Source organism: Streptomyces sp. XD-27 (assembly GCF_030553055.1).
Lineage (GTDB): Bacteria > Actinomycetota > Actinomycetes > Streptomycetales > Streptomycetaceae > Streptomyces.
This window is the reverse complement of the sequence record NZ_CP130713.1, coordinates 3,122,278-3,135,405: the sequence shown is the minus strand read 5'-3', so window position 1 is coordinate 3,135,405 and position 13,128 is coordinate 3,122,278. Positions and strand designations below refer to the sequence as shown.

The following is a 13,128-nucleotide window of genomic DNA, read 5'->3' as shown; positions in this document are numbered from 1 at the left end:
ATCCGGCGTGTTGTGTGTCTTCCCCTGTCAAGGTCCCCGGCGTACGGTCACCGTCAAATCTGATGTGTCGTCAGTAACGGGAGGGGATCCGAGGTGTCCCACTCTGCACGCCGCGCACTCGCCGCCGCCGCGACCGGGGCGGTGGTGCTCCTCGCCGCCGCCCCGGCCGCGCACGCCGACACGGTTGACGTGGACTACCAGTGCAAGACCCCCATCGGTGAGAAGGGCGCCGTCTCGCCCATCGACATCTCGAGCGTGCCGAGCGGCGGGTCGTACAAGCTCACCATGTCCTTTAAGAAGGGCGTCTCTTCGAGCCCGGTGGAGCTCGGCAAGGGCGCGATGAAGCCGAGCGCGCTGATCAGTCTGGGCGGTGCGGAGAGAGGCACGGTCGCGGTGTCGGGCCCCGCCAACGCCGAGGCCATCCCCGCCAACACGCCCATCAAGATCAGCGACTTGTCGGGTACGTACACCCCCAAGAAGAGCGGCAAGGTGACGTTCACCGCCTCGACTCTGACGATCAAGGCGCTGGGTACGACGACGACCTGTACGCCGAAGAAGCCCCCCGGTCCGTCGCTGACGCTGGAGGTGAAGGGGGCGGGCGGCTCGGGCCCGGGCGCCTCCGGTGGCTCGGCTGATTCCGGCGCCTCCGGTGGCTCGGGTGCCACGGGCGGCGGTGGGCTGCCGCAGACGGGACCGGCTGACTCGGCGGTCGCGCTGGGCACGCTCGGTGGCACGGTGCTGCTCGTCGGGGCGGCCGGGACGCTGTGGCTCAGCCGCCGCCACCGGCCCGCGCGCTGACGGGACGTACCGCGTGGCACTCGTCATCCGCGCGGCCGGCACCGTGGCCACGGTGCTGCTCGCGTCCCCGAGCCTGGCCCCAAGCCTGGCCCCAAGCCCGTCCCCAAGCCCGTCCCCGAACCTGTCACCGGTGCCGTCGGCCGCTCCGCAACCGGCCGCGGCCGCGCCCCGGGACTGGTCCTTGGCGCCCTCGGGCGACGGCCGGGGTTACGTGCATCTGGAGGGGCGCCCCGGAGCCGTGCTCAAGGACAGGCTGTCGGTCAGCAACCCCGGCGGCCGGGCTCGTACGGTCCTGCTGCGCGGCACCGGCGCACCGGCGCGATGGCTGGCGTTCGCCGAGCGCGAGGTGACGGTGCCGCCGCGCACCCGCGCGGAGGTCCCCTTCACCGTGACCGTTCCCCTGGACACCCCGCCCGGCGACCAGTCCGGTGCGATCGCCGCGCAGGGCGGCGGCCGGACGGCGACGGTCCGGGTGCGGCTGCGGGTGGCCGGTACGCCCCTGGCGGCGCTCTCCGTCGAGGACCTGAAGGTCGTGGCCCGCGCGGGCGGCGGCGCGTCCATCCACTACACGCTGGTCAACCGCGGCAACACCGTCCTGCGGCCCCGGCTCGCGGTCCGCGCGGACGGGCTGTTCGGGGAGGTGCTGCGCCGCCGCGCCCGGCTGCTCCCCGTCGCCCTGCCGCCGGGACGGCGTACCGGCCTCACCGAGGACTGGGCGGGCGCGCCGAACCTCGACGCGGTGGAGGTGCGGCTCACGGTGACGGCGGCGGGCGGTGCCCGCGACAGCGCGACCGCCTCGTACCGGGCCGCTCCCGGTTGGGCGGTCGCGTCCGCCGCGGGCGCGCTCGTCCTTGCGGTGGTGGGCGCGGGCGCCGCGTACGGACGACTACGACGACGGGGAAGGTCAGGAGCGCGGACGTGAGCAGCCGGGGCAGCGGGCGTGGCGGGCGTGGCGGGCGGGGCGGGTACGGCGGACACGAAGGGTGCGGCGGGCGCGGCCGAGGGTGGGCGACCTGGGCGACCTGGGGGTGGGGCGGGGCGCGCGGCGGCGGGCGCGGGCCTGGTTGTCCGGCCGGGCCGCGGGCCGGCCGGAGAGCCGGACCGTGGCGGGCGGTGTCGGCGGCGGTGGCCCTGGCCCTCGCGCTGCCTGCGCTGCTGGCGGTGCCCGCGTCCCCTGCGCGTGCCGACGAGTCGACGGCGGCGTCCTCTGCGCGTGCCGACGAGTCGACGGCGGCGTCCTCTGCGCGTGCCGACGAGTCGGTGGCCGGGTCCTCCGCGCATGCCGACGAGTCGACGACCGTGTCCTCCGCGCGTGCCGACGAAGGGCCGACCGCCGAGGTCTCCGTACCCGAGGCGGGCGCGGGCGGGACGGTTACCGTACGGGGCAGCGGATGGCGGCCCGGCGCCCTGCTCACCCTGCTGATCTGCGGCCAGAACATGATCGGCGGCACCAACTCCTGTGCCAACGCCCACGGCCGCGCCGTCACCACCGACGCCGACGGCTCCTTCTCCCGGAGGCTGCCGGTCGCCGATCCCCCCAAGCCCTGTCCGTGCGTCGTCCACGTGGCCACCGCCACCGGCGAGCCGACGAGCGCCGACGCCCCGTTCAAGGTCGCCGGGCACCCGGTGGCGCCGCTGCCGGAGGACAGCGGCGGGGAGCGGCTGAGCGTGCTGTCCGCGCGGCTCGACGGGTCGAGCGGGCCGCTCACCTGGTTCGGGGCGCCGCCGCGCCGGAAGCTCGTCGTCACGGTCGGCAACCTCGGCTCGTCCCCCGCGCGGAACCCGCTCTTCCAGATCGGTGTCTCGCACGGCGTCCTGGCTCCCGAATGGGCGGACCAGCGATGGCGGGGGACCATCCCGGCGGGCAGGAAGGTGCAGGTCAAGCTCGACGTCGAGCTGTCGGCCGGGGCGCACGGCGACTACCGGATCTCGCTGCGCTACGGCAAGAAGACGCTGGTCGAGCAGCCCTGGTCGGTCGGTCGGCCCTGGGGCGTGACGCTCTTCTGGGTGCTGCTGTGCGTGGTGGTCCCGGCGGCGGTCTTCCGGATCGGGATGGCGGTGGTGGACCGCGTGCGGCCGCGTACGGCGGCCGGGTCAGCGCGTACGACGCCCGACGCACCACCGGCACCCCTGGCACCACCGGCACCACCGGCACCACCAGAAACCAGGCAGTCCGCACCGTCCGATGACCGAACGACCCGGAAGGGGACGACGTGAGTCACGTGAGTACGGAACGGAGAGCGGGTGCGGCGGCCGTCGCGCTGCTGCTCGGTGGCGCGGGTGTGCTGATGGGCGCGGGTGCCGCGCGGGCCGCCGAGGTCGCGTACGAGACCGAGTGCCTGCCGCCCCCCATTTCCGGCCTGCCACCGATCCAGGGCACCACCAAGGTGGACATCCAGGCCCCGGCCACGGCCAAGGTGGGGGACGAGGTCGAGGTGGTGTGGAAGACGGTCGCGGCGGCGTCCAAGAACCCGGACATCCTGGATCTGGAGAAGGACACGGTCAAACCGACCGGCACGATCACGCTGGGCGGCGCCCAGACCGGCGAGCTGCGGCTCGAAGGCCCGCGGCAGAACCCGCCGGTCCCCAAGAACAGCCCGATGCCGCTGTCGGACATGAAGGCCAAGGTGAAGCTGACGGCGGCCGGGGAGGTCACGCTGACGCCCGGCTTCTACAACATCAACGTCAGCAAGCCGGTCTCCACCGACACCAAGTGTTCGCCCAAGGAGACGGTGAAGCCCGCCGCCACCATCAAGGTGACGGCCGACGGCGGTACGACGGGCGGCAGCACCGGCGGGACGAGCGGCGGGACCACGGGCGGAACCACCGGCGGTACGACGGGTGGCACCACCGGAGGGACGACGGGCGGGACCACCGGTGGCACCACCGGCGGGACCACGGGCGGCAGTACGACCGGCGGTGGCGATCCCGGCGGCGGTACCCACACCGGAAAGGAGATCGACGTCGACTACCTGTGCAAGACGCCCATCGGCGACAAGCGCGCGGTCTCCCCGGTCCGGATCGACGCCAAGGAGAAGAGCGGGGCGTTCGACCTGACCGTGAAGTTCGGCAAGTCCGTCATGGACAGCCCGGCCGACATCCCCGCGGGCTCGGTCAAGCCGTCGATGGCCGTGGCGGTCGGCGGCGCGGACAAGGGCTCCGTCGCGGTCGAGGGCCCGGTCAACAAGGACCCGATCAAGTCCGGCGACCCGATCGCGATCCCGGACCTCACGGGGACGTACAAGCCGGGCGCCAGCGGCAAGTCGACCCTCAGCCCCGGCGTCCTGACCGTCAAGGCGCTCGGTACGACCACCACCTGCACCCCCGTCAAGGACCCCGGTGCCTCGCTGGAGCTGGACACCACGGGCCAGCCGGGCGGCGTCGCGGGCGGAGCCAGCACGGGTGGCACCGGCGGGACGAGCGGCGGGAGCACGGGCGGGACGAGCGGCGGGACCGGCGGTACGTCCGGCTCCGGCGCCACGTCCGGCACCAGCGGCGGGGGCCTCGCCGAGACCGGCGCGGGCGACCACGGCGGGCTCCTGGCGTTCGGCCTGATCGGCGGCACGGTCGCCCTCATCGGCGGGGGCCTGCTGACGGCCACGCCGTGGCGGCGTGCCTCGCGCGGCCGCTGAGCCCGGCACCGGGTGGTCGTCTCCTCTGGCCTCCCCCTACGCCCTGCGTGCGTAGAGGGAGGCCAGAAGGCAATGCGACCTAACCCATCCGCGCCCGCGCCCAATCCGCCACCCGCGCCGGAATCCCCGGCACCTTCAGCAGGCCCGCCCCGTGCGCACCGCCCGGGACCACCGCGACCGTGACGTCCGCCGCCGCCATCCCCGCCGACCGCTCCGCCGCAGCGAGGTCCCACGCGTGCCCGGCGGGCACGAAGTCGGCCGCCGAGTGCAGCAGGTACATCGGCGCGTCGTCGGCTCCCGAGGCGTGGCCGCGCGCCGCCATGTCCCGCCACACCCTCCGGCAGGCCCCCTCGGCCCGTACCGGCTCGCAGCCGGCCAGCCGCGCGGCCTCGTGGCGCAGCCTCCGCTGCTCGGGGGCCGCTTCCGCCCTGCCGCCGTCCAGCCACGCCTGGTACGGGGATGCCACCGGGGACAGCGCGATCACCCCGGCGACCCGCGTTCCACCCGCCCCGTAAGCGCCGATGTTCGTGGCGATCTGCCCGCCTGCCGAGGAGCCGAGCAGCACCAGCCGGTCCCCGGTCAGCGCGAGCCGTGCCGCGTTGCGCCGGACCCAGCCCAGCGCCGCCAGCACGTCGTCCCGCTGGGCGGGCCAGCGCGCGTCGGAGTTCAGGCGGTAGTCGACGTCGAAGACGGTGAAGCCCCGGGCGGCGAACGTACGGGCCCAGCCGCTCCAGTCCGTGTCGTACGCCCAGTAGCCGCCGTGCACGATCATCAGGCCCGGCCCCGGCGTCCCGCCCGGCGGCCGGTGGACGGTGAGCGCCTGCCGGGCGTGGGCCCCGTAGGCGTAGGTCTCCACGGCCGCACCCGCGGGGCGGCCGGCCGTCGCCGCGGGCGGCAGGGCCGCGCAGCAGCCCAGCAGCAGCGCCCCGCACAGGGCGAGGCGGGCCACTCCACGGCCGAGCCGTACGCGACGACGTAGGGGCGTCACGGCCACAGCGTGCGGGCCGGTCGCCCGCCCCGCATCCTGTACGGGGCCGTACGGGTGAAGGCGCGGCGGCCCACGCCCCGCGAAGGCCCCACGCACACGAAGGCCCCACGCACACGAAGGGCCCGGCGCGTACCCCGCGCCGGGCCCTTCCCGTAAGTCAGCCGGTCAGCCGGTCACCCGGCCCCCGCCGTCCGTCAGCTCGCGTCCGCCAGCTCGGCGATCCGCTTGCGGTACAACCACACCGCGATGCCGGCCAGCACCGCCAGCCCGGCCTGCAGCGCGATGATGCCCCGACCGCTCAGGTCGACCTCCGCGATGGACAGCAGGCCCGTGGTGCAGTCACCGGCGGTGACGGCCAGGAACCACACGCCCATCATCTGGCTGGCGTACTTCGCCGGGGCCATCTTGGTCGTCACCGAGAGGCCGACCGGGGAGAGGCACAGCTCACCGATGGTCTGGACCATGTAGATCGAGATCAGCCAGGCCGGGGTGACCGGGCCCTTCTCGGCGATGCCCATCGGGATCACGAAGATGAAGAACGAGGCGCCGATGAGGACCAGCGCCATGGCGAACTTCACCGTGGTGTTGGGCTCGCGGTTGCGCCGGGCCAGGGACAGCCACATCCAGGAGAAGACCGGAGCGAGCGCCATCACCCACAGCGGGTTCACCGACTGGAACCAGGTGGTGGAGAAGTGGATGCCGAAGACGTCGTCCGTGGTCTTGTTCTCGGCGAAGGTGGACATCGTCGAGCCGCCCTGGTCGAAGATCATCCAGAAGACGGCCGCGGCGACGAAGAACCAGATGTAGCCGTTCATCTTGCGCTGCTCGACCGCCGAGAGCTCCTTGTCCCGCTTGATGCGGAAGAGCACGCCGGCCGGGATGATCAGACCCGCGACGGTGATCGGGATCAGCGCCCAGTTCAGCGTCCAGTGGCCGGACGCCACGACGATCGTGTAGAAGACCGCGGCGATGGCGAGCCAGGTCAGGCCCTTGCGCAGCCAGGAGTTGCGCTCCTCGACCGTCAGCGGGGTCGGCACGACGCTGGAGCGCGGCGACAGGTGGCGGGTGCCGATCAGGAACGAGATCAGACCGATCGCCATGCCCACCGCGGCGAGCGCGAAGCCCAGGTGCCAGTTGTATTCCTCACCGACGGTGCCGATGACCAGCGGGGCGGCGAAGGCACCGATGTTGATGCCCATGTAGAAGACGGTGAACCCGCCGTCGCGACGCGGGTCGTCCGGGCCGTCGTAGAGGTGGCCGACCATCGTGGAGATGTTGGCCTTCAGCAGACCGGAGCCGAGCGCCACCAGCGCCAGGCCGACGAAGAACATCGCCTCGCCGGGCACGGCCAGGCACAGGTGGCCGGCCATGATGATGCTCGCCGCGACGGTGACCGTCTTGCGCGGCCCCCAGACCCGGTCGCCGATCCAGCCGCCGGGCATGGCGAGCAGGTACACCAGGGCGACATAGACCGAGTAGATGGCCGTGGCGCCTGCCTCGTCCATCCCCAGGCCGCCGCCCTGGCTGTCCTTGCCTGCGTCGGGCCCACCAGAGAGCAGGTACAGGACGAGCAGGGCGCGCATGCCGTAGTAGCTGAAGCGCTCCCACATCTCGGTCATGAAGAGAGTGGCCAGTCCGCGGGGGTGGCCGAAGAAGGTCTTGCCGCCGACCGTGGGGTTTCCCGGGTCCGCGGCGTCCTTCGTCAGGCTGGACGCCATGGTGATTCCTTCGGTGAGGGGGGTTCGCTGTGTCGGCGACTGGGGGTTCCAGCCGGGCACAAAGAAGACCCTCGGCCGCGTCGTGCGGCCAAAGGTCCTCAAGGTCGTGCTACAGACGTCCCGTCACGATAAGCCACGTCCTGGCGGAGATTGGGCTGGATGAGAGAAAAGTCACGAGTGTGAGGCGCAACTTCTCACCAGCCTAAGATCATGCGTTCGCCGGCCGTTCGCCGACCCGTGGTTCGACCGTGTCAGGGCTGGTCACGGCGGGCGGTGCCGCCGTCCCGCCCCGATCGCATACCCCGTCGGACTACCATCACTCCCATGACCCGTGTACTGCTCGCCGAGGATGACGCGTCCATCTCGGAGCCGCTCGCACGCGCGCTGCGCCGCGAGGGATACGAGGTAGAGGTGCGGGAGGACGGCCCCAGCGCGCTGGACGCCGGGTTGCAAGGGGGCGTCGATCTGCTCGTCCTCGATCTGGGTCTGCCGGGTATGGACGGGCTGGAAGTGTGCCGTCGGCTGCGCACCGAGGGGCACGGCTTCCCGGTCCTGGTGCTGACCGCCCGGGCCGACGAGGTCGACACCGTCGTCGGACTGGACGCCGGCGCCGACGACTACGTCACCAAGCCCTTCCGCCTCGCCGAACTCCTCGCCCGCGTACGGGCCCTGCTGCGGCGCGGCGCCGGCGAGCAGCAGGCGCAGGCCCCCGCCACCCACGGGGTGCGGATCGACGTCGAGTCGCACCGGGCCTGGATGGGGGAGGAGGAGCTCCAGCTCACCGCCAAGGAGTTCGACCTGCTGCGGGTGCTGGTGCGGGACGCGGGCCGGGTCGTCACCCGCGACCAGCTGATGCGCGAGGTCTGGGACACCACCTGGTGGTCCTCCACCAAGACCCTCGACATGCACATCTCCTGGCTGCGCAAGAAGCTCGGCGACGACGCCGCCAACCCCCGCTACATCGCCACGGTGCGTGGCGTCGGTTTCCGGTTCGAGAAAAGCTGATCCGAGCTGACACGGTAGGGACATGCGCCGTCGTCTGATCAACTCCACGCTCGCCGTGGTGCTCGTCGTCATCGCCGTCTTCGGCGTCTCCCTGGTGATCGTGGAGACCCGCACCATCGAGAACAGCGCCCAGGAGAGCGTGGACTCCGACGCGGTGCGGCTGGTGAGCATCGTCGACAGCCGGCTCATCGGCGGCGAGCGCATCACCCCTGAAGTGCTGCGCGAGCAGGTCGGCAGCGGACGCTACGCGCGGATCAAGATCCCCGGCCGGGACCCGGTCGAGGTCGGCAAGCGCCCCAGCGGCAGCGTCATCTCCGCCGCGAAGGTGGGCGACCACCACGAGACCGTGCTGGTCGAGGCGGACCGCTCGACGGTCAGCAAGGAGGTCGGCCGCACCCTGACGATCATCCTCGGGGTGGCGCTGCTGGCCGTGATCGCCGCCGTCCTGCTGGCCGTACGGCAGGCGCATCGGCTCTCCGCCCCGCTCACCGACCTGGCCGAGACCGCCGAGCGGCTGGGCTCCGGCGACCCGCGGCCGCGCCACCGCCGCTACGGGGTGCCCGAGCTGGACCGGGTCGCCGACGTACTGGACAGCAGCGCGGAGCGGATCGCGCGGATGCTGACGGCCGAACGGCGGCTGGCGGCCGACGCCTCCCATCAGCTGCGGACGCCCCTGACCGCGCTGTCCATGCGGTTGGAGGAGATCACGGTCACCGACGACCTGGCGACGGTCAAGGAGGAGGCGACGATCGCGCTGGGCCAGGTCGAGCGGCTCACGGACGTGGTGCAGCGGCTGCTGACCAACTCCCGCGACCCGCGCACCGGCTCCGCCATCGCGTTCGACGTGGACGAGGTCGTCAAGCAGCAGATCGAGGAGTGGCGGCCGGCGGTGCGCAGCGAGGGCCGGGCCATCGTGCGCTCCGGCAAGCAGGGGCTGCGGGCGGTCGGCACACCGGGGGCGGTCGCCCAGGTGCTCGCCACGCTGATCGAGAACTCGCTGATGCACGGTGACGGTACGGTCGCCATCCGTACCCGGGTCACCGGGAACCAGGCGGTGGTCGAGGTCACCGACGAGGGGCCGGGGGTGCCGCCGGACCTGGGCGCCCGGGTCTTCGAGCGGACGGTCAGCGGCCAGAACTCCACCGGCCTGGGGCTCGCGGTCGCCCGCGACCTGGCGGAGGCGGACGGCGGCCGACTGGAGCTGCTCCAGCAACGGCCGCCGATCTTCGCGCTCTTCTTGAGCCGCGAGGCCGAGCATCAGGCGACGGAGGGCGTCTGAAGCGTCTGAAGGCGTCTGAGTCGCGGAGGCCCGGGGGCGGCTACTTCTTGACGCGCTGCGCCTGGTCCTCGGCGAGGATGGACTCCGCGGCCTCCACGGCCTCCCGCGCGGGCAGCGCACGGAACACCCACGTCCGGTACGACCAGAAGCGGAAGAGCGTGGCGATGCCGATGCCGACGAACTTGAACACGTTGCTCTGCAACGACGTGTCCATGTCGAAGCCGTACGTCGCCGTGTAGAGCACGCCGTTCTCGATCACCAGGCCGACCGCGCTGAACAGCAGGAAGAGCGTGAGCTCCCTGGTGCGGCGGCTCTTGTCGCGGTCCCGGTAGGCGAAGTAGCGGAAGCCCACGTAGTTGAAGGCGATCGCGACCACCGTCGCGATGATGCTGGCCCTGACGACGGGCAGGTCGGTGTGGTGCCGTACCAGGTTGAAGACGCCGAGGTTGACGAAGACGCCGACGCCGCCGACCGCACCGAATTTCGCGATCTCGCGGGCGAGTTGCTCCACCTGCGTGCGCAGTGTGCGCCGTTCACTCATGGTGATCGTTCAGCCCCGTCCGATCGGCGTTGACAACGATTCATGCTAACCAGCCCGCTCAGGCCGCCGCCCACAGGTGTCGGCAATTGGGTGCCGGGCCGGGCCCGGCGCGCTCCTTCCCCTATTCGGGTGATCCTCCAAGTCGTCGGGGTCAGCCCTGCGGGCGTTTACCCTGGGTGCGTGACATTTCCGGTAGTCGGCATGGTCGGCGGTGGCCAGCTCGCCCGTATGACCCACGAGGCAGGCATCCCGCTCGGCATCAGGTTCAAACTGCTCAGCGACACCCCGCAGGACTCTGCGGCCCAGGTGGTGAACGACGTCGTCATCGGCGACTACCGCGACCTGGAAACCCTTCGTGCTTTCGCACAAGGCTGTGACGTGGTCACCTTCGATCACGAACATGTCCCGGCCGAGCATCTGCGGACGCTCGAAGCGGAAGGCGTCGTCATCCGCCCCGGCATCGAGGCCCTGCGTCATGCCCAGGACAAGGGCGTCATGCGCGCCAGGCTCGACGAGATCGGCGTCCCGTGCCCACGGCACCGGATCGTGGCCGACCCGGCCGACGTCACCCGCTTCGCCGAGGAGGGCGAGGGCTACCCGGTCGTCCTCAAGACCGTTCGCGGCGGCTACGACGGCAAGGGCGTCTGGGTGGTCCGGGACGAGGCGGCGGCCGCCGAGCCGTTCCGCGCCGGGGTGCCCGTCCTCGCCGAGGAGAAGGTCGACTTCGCGCGCGAGCTGGCGGCCAACGTCGTACGGTCCCCGCACGGCCAGGCCGTCGCCTACCCCGTCGTGGAGTCCATCCAGACCGACGGCGTCTGCGACACCGTGATCGCCCCCGCCCCCGAGCTCTCCGCCGAGCTGTCCGCCCAGGCCCAGCGGCTGGCGCTGCGGGTCGCCGAGGAACTGGACGTCGTGGGCCACCTCGCCGTCGAGCTGTTCGAGACCCGCGACGGCCGGATCCTGGTCAACGAGCTGGCGATGCGCCCGCACAACTCCGGCCACTGGACCCAGGACGGCGCGATCACCTCGCAGTTCGCCAACCATGTGCGCGCCGTCCTCGACCTGCCGCTGGGCGACCCGCGCCCGCGCGCGAAGTGGACCGTCATGGTGAACGTGCTGGGCGGCGACTACCCGGACATGTACCCGGCGTACCTGCACTGCATGGCCCGCGACCCGGGGTTGAAGATCCACATGTATGGCAAGGACGTGAAGCCGGGCCGTAAGGTCGGCCATGTCAACACCTACGGCGACGAGCTGGCCGACGTCATCGCTCGCGCCCGGCACGCCGCCGACTACCTCCGAGGGACCATCACCGAATGACCAGCACTGCCACCGGCCCCGTCGTCGGCATCGTCATGGGCTCCGACTCCGACTGGCCCGTCATGGAGGCCGCGGCCAAGGCCCTCGACGAGTTCGAGATCCCGTACGAGGTCGATGTGGTCTCGGCGCACCGGATGCCGCACGAGATGGTCGCCTACGGCGAGAACGCCGCCTCCCGCGGCCTGAAGGCGATCATCGCGGGCGCGGGCGGCGCCGCCCACCTGCCGGGCATGCTCGCCTCCGTCACCCCGCTGCCGGTCATCGGCGTCCCGGTCCCGCTCAAGTACCTCGACGGCATGGACTCGCTGCTGTCGATCGTGCAGATGCCCGCGGGCGTGCCCGTCGCCACGGTCTCCGTCGGCGGCGCCCGCAACGCCGGGCTGCTGGCCGCCCGGATGCTCGCCGCGCACGACCCCGAACTGCTGGAGCGCATGCGGCACTTCCAGGTCGAGCTGAACGAACAGGCCACCGAGAAGGGCAAGCGGCTGCGCGCGAAGGTGGAGGGCGCGGCGCGCTTCGGCTTCAACAAGTGACCCCCGCCGCGCCCTGTGGCCTCGCCGACGCCGTGACACGGGCCGGCCGGGGCGTGACCGGGGCGACCGAGGCGTGACTTCGGGCGCGGGCCGTACGAGGATGGGATCATGACCGACCTCCTCGCACAGGCGCGCGAACTGCTGGCCGTCCACCCGGTCGTCGACGGCCACAACGACCTCCCCTGGGCACTGCGCGCGCAGGTCCGATACGACCTCGGCCGCCGCGACCTCGCCACCGACCAGCGCGCGCACCTGCACACCGACATCCCCCGGCTGCGGGCGGGCGGCGTCGGCGCGCAGTTCTGGTCGGTCTTCGTCCGCTCGGACTTCAGTGGCGACACCGCCGTCAGCGCCACCCTCGAACAGATCGACGTGGTACGGCGGTTGGCCGACCGCTACCCCGAAGACCTGCGGCTCGCGTTCACCGCCGACGACATGGAGGCGGCGCGGGCGGAGGGCCGGATCGCGTCCCTCATGGGCGCCGAGGGCGGCCACAGCATCAACTGCTCGCTGGCCACCCTCCGCGCCCTGTACGACCTGGGCGTCCGCTATATGACGCTCACCCACAACGACAACGTCCCCTGGGCGGACTCGGCCACCGACGAGCCCGAGGCGAACGGCCTGACCCGCTTCGGCGAGGAGGTCGTACGGGAGATGAACCGGCTCGGCATGCTGGTCGACCTCTCGCACGTCTCGGCCGACACCATGCGGGACGCCCTGCGGGTGTCCGCCGCGCCCGTGGTCTTCTCGCACTCCTCGGCCCGCGCCGTCTGCGACCACCCGCGCAACGTCCCGGACGACGTCCTGGCGGCGCTGCCCGCCAACGGCGGCATCGCGATGGCGACTTTCGTACCGAAGTTCATCCTGCCCGAGGCCATCGCCTGGACGAAGGCCGCCGACGAGAACATGCGCGCCCACGGGTTCCACCCGCTCGACACCACCGCCGAGGCCATGGCCGTGCACCGGGCCTTCGAGGAGACCGCCCCGCGCCCCCTCGCGACCGCCGCCACCGTCGCCGACCACCTCGACCACATGCGCGAGGTCGCGGGCGTCGACCACATCGGCATCGGCGGCGACTTCGACGGCACCGCCTTCACCCCGGCCGACCTGGCCGACGTGGCGGGCTACCCGAACCTCGTCGCCGAGCTCCTGGCCCGCAAGTGGTCCACCGCCGACCTGGCGAAGCTCACCTGGCAGAACGCGGTCCGCACGCTGCGCGCCGCCGAGGACACCGCCCGCGAGCTGCGCGCCACCAGGAGCCCGTCGATCGCCACGATCGACGAGCTCGACGGCTGACGCGGCGGCCCCGGCGCC

At 72.4% G+C, this 13,128-nt stretch carries 12 protein-coding genes; 9 read left to right on the top strand and 3 right to left on the bottom strand.

What is annotated here, in order from left to right:
• The first annotated feature begins 93 nt into the window (after window positions 1–93).
• The 4 genes from Q3Y56_RS13135 (at window position 94) to Q3Y56_RS13120 (ending at window position 4,430) form a co-directional block, all read left to right on the top strand.
• Window positions 94–798 carry an LPXTG cell wall anchor domain-containing protein gene (locus Q3Y56_RS13135; protein WP_304462115.1) on the top strand — a complete coding sequence of 235 codons (705 nt, stop codon included), beginning with the start codon at window positions 94–96 and terminating at the stop codon, window positions 796–798.
• Between the two features lie 13 nt (window positions 799–811).
• Entirely contained in the window at window positions 812–1,720 is a 909-nt protein-coding gene (locus tag Q3Y56_RS13130; protein ID WP_304462114.1) for a hypothetical protein, read from the top strand.
• A 377-nt stretch (window positions 1,721–2,097) separates the two neighbouring features.
• Window positions 2,098–3,015 (top strand): neocarzinostatin apoprotein domain-containing protein, encoded by a 918-nt coding sequence (locus Q3Y56_RS13125; RefSeq protein WP_304465584.1) that lies wholly within the window; start codon window positions 2,098–2,100, stop codon window positions 3,013–3,015.
• A 71-nt stretch (window positions 3,016–3,086) separates the two neighbouring features.
• On the top strand, window positions 3,087–4,430 hold the full coding sequence (locus Q3Y56_RS13120) for a hypothetical protein (protein ID WP_304465583.1): 1,344 nt from the start codon (window positions 3,087–3,089) through the stop codon (window positions 4,428–4,430).
• Window positions 4,431–4,509: 79 nt separating this feature from the next.
• Here the strand turns inward: Q3Y56_RS13120 and Q3Y56_RS13115 are convergent, their stop codons facing one another.
• Both Q3Y56_RS13115 and Q3Y56_RS13110 read right to left on the bottom strand, forming a co-directional pair.
• The gene (locus tag Q3Y56_RS13115; RefSeq protein ID WP_304462113.1) at window positions 4,510–5,418 is read right to left on the bottom strand and encodes an alpha/beta hydrolase; all 909 of its coding nucleotides are present in this window, start codon (window positions 5,416–5,418) and stop codon (window positions 4,510–4,512) included.
• A gap of 194 nt (window positions 5,419–5,612) precedes the next feature.
• Window positions 5,613–7,136 carry a peptide MFS transporter gene (locus Q3Y56_RS13110; RefSeq protein WP_304462112.1) on the bottom strand — a complete coding sequence of 508 codons (1,524 nt, stop codon included), beginning with the start codon at window positions 7,134–7,136 and terminating at the stop codon, window positions 5,613–5,615.
• 324 nt (window positions 7,137–7,460) lie between these two features.
• Between Q3Y56_RS13110 and Q3Y56_RS13105 the strand changes: the two genes are divergently transcribed.
• On the top strand, window positions 7,461–8,141 hold the full coding sequence (locus Q3Y56_RS13105) for a response regulator transcription factor (protein ID WP_304462111.1): 681 nt from the start codon (window positions 7,461–7,463) through the stop codon (window positions 8,139–8,141).
• Window positions 8,142–8,163: 22 nt separating this feature from the next.
• Window positions 8,164–9,420, top strand: a complete 1,257-nt coding sequence (locus Q3Y56_RS13100) for an ATP-binding protein (protein ID WP_304462110.1) — start codon at window positions 8,164–8,166, stop codon at window positions 9,418–9,420.
• A gap of 40 nt (window positions 9,421–9,460) precedes the next feature.
• Here the strand turns inward: Q3Y56_RS13100 and Q3Y56_RS13095 are convergent, their stop codons facing one another.
• Complete coding sequence (locus tag Q3Y56_RS13095) at window positions 9,461–9,961, bottom strand: GtrA family protein (RefSeq protein ID WP_304462109.1); 501 nt, start codon at window positions 9,959–9,961, stop codon at window positions 9,461–9,463.
• Between the two features lie 180 nt (window positions 9,962–10,141).
• On the opposite strand from Q3Y56_RS13095, the gene Q3Y56_RS13090 reads away from it, so the two are divergent.
• The 3 genes from Q3Y56_RS13090 to Q3Y56_RS13080 all read left to right on the top strand — a co-directional run bounded on the left by Q3Y56_RS13090 (window position 10,142) and on the right by Q3Y56_RS13080 (window position 13,110).
• Window positions 10,142–11,281 carry a 5-(carboxyamino)imidazole ribonucleotide synthase gene (locus tag Q3Y56_RS13090; protein WP_304462108.1) on the top strand — a complete coding sequence of 380 codons (1,140 nt, stop codon included), beginning with the start codon at window positions 10,142–10,144 and terminating at the stop codon, window positions 11,279–11,281.
• Window positions 11,278–11,814, top strand: a complete 537-nt coding sequence (gene purE, locus Q3Y56_RS13085) for a 5-(carboxyamino)imidazole ribonucleotide mutase (protein WP_304462107.1) — start codon at window positions 11,278–11,280, stop codon at window positions 11,812–11,814. The genes Q3Y56_RS13090 and purE overlap by 4 nt, the downstream gene beginning before the upstream one ends.
• Before the next feature lie 108 nt (window positions 11,815–11,922).
• The gene (locus tag Q3Y56_RS13080) at window positions 11,923–13,110 is read left to right on the top strand and encodes a dipeptidase (RefSeq protein ID WP_304462106.1); all 1,188 of its coding nucleotides are present in this window, start codon (window positions 11,923–11,925) and stop codon (window positions 13,108–13,110) included.
• Window positions 13,111–13,128 lie beyond the last annotated feature (18 nt).

What these genes read in the sequence shown, in the direction of transcription:
- Q3Y56_RS13120 (WP_304465583.1), top strand. Translation starts at nt 3,087, where the DNA reads ATGGGCGCGGGTGCCGCGCGGGCCGCCGAGGTCGCGTACGAGACCGAG.
- Q3Y56_RS13110 (WP_304462112.1), bottom strand. Translation starts at nt 7,136, where the DNA reads ATGGCGTCCAGCCTGACGAAGGACGCCGCGGACCCGGGAAACCCCACG.
- Q3Y56_RS13105 (WP_304462111.1), top strand. Translation starts at nt 7,461, where the DNA reads ATGACCCGTGTACTGCTCGCCGAGGATGACGCGTCCATCTCGGAGCCG.
- Q3Y56_RS13100 (WP_304462110.1), top strand. Translation starts at nt 8,164, where the DNA reads ATGCGCCGTCGTCTGATCAACTCCACGCTCGCCGTGGTGCTCGTCGTC.
- Q3Y56_RS13095 (WP_304462109.1), bottom strand. Translation starts at nt 9,961, where the DNA reads ATGAGTGAACGGCGCACACTGCGCACGCAGGTGGAGCAACTCGCCCGC.
- purE (WP_304462107.1), top strand. Translation starts at nt 11,278, where the DNA reads ATGACCAGCACTGCCACCGGCCCCGTCGTCGGCATCGTCATGGGCTCC.
- Q3Y56_RS13080 (WP_304462106.1), top strand. Translation starts at nt 11,923, where the DNA reads ATGACCGACCTCCTCGCACAGGCGCGCGAACTGCTGGCCGTCCACCCG.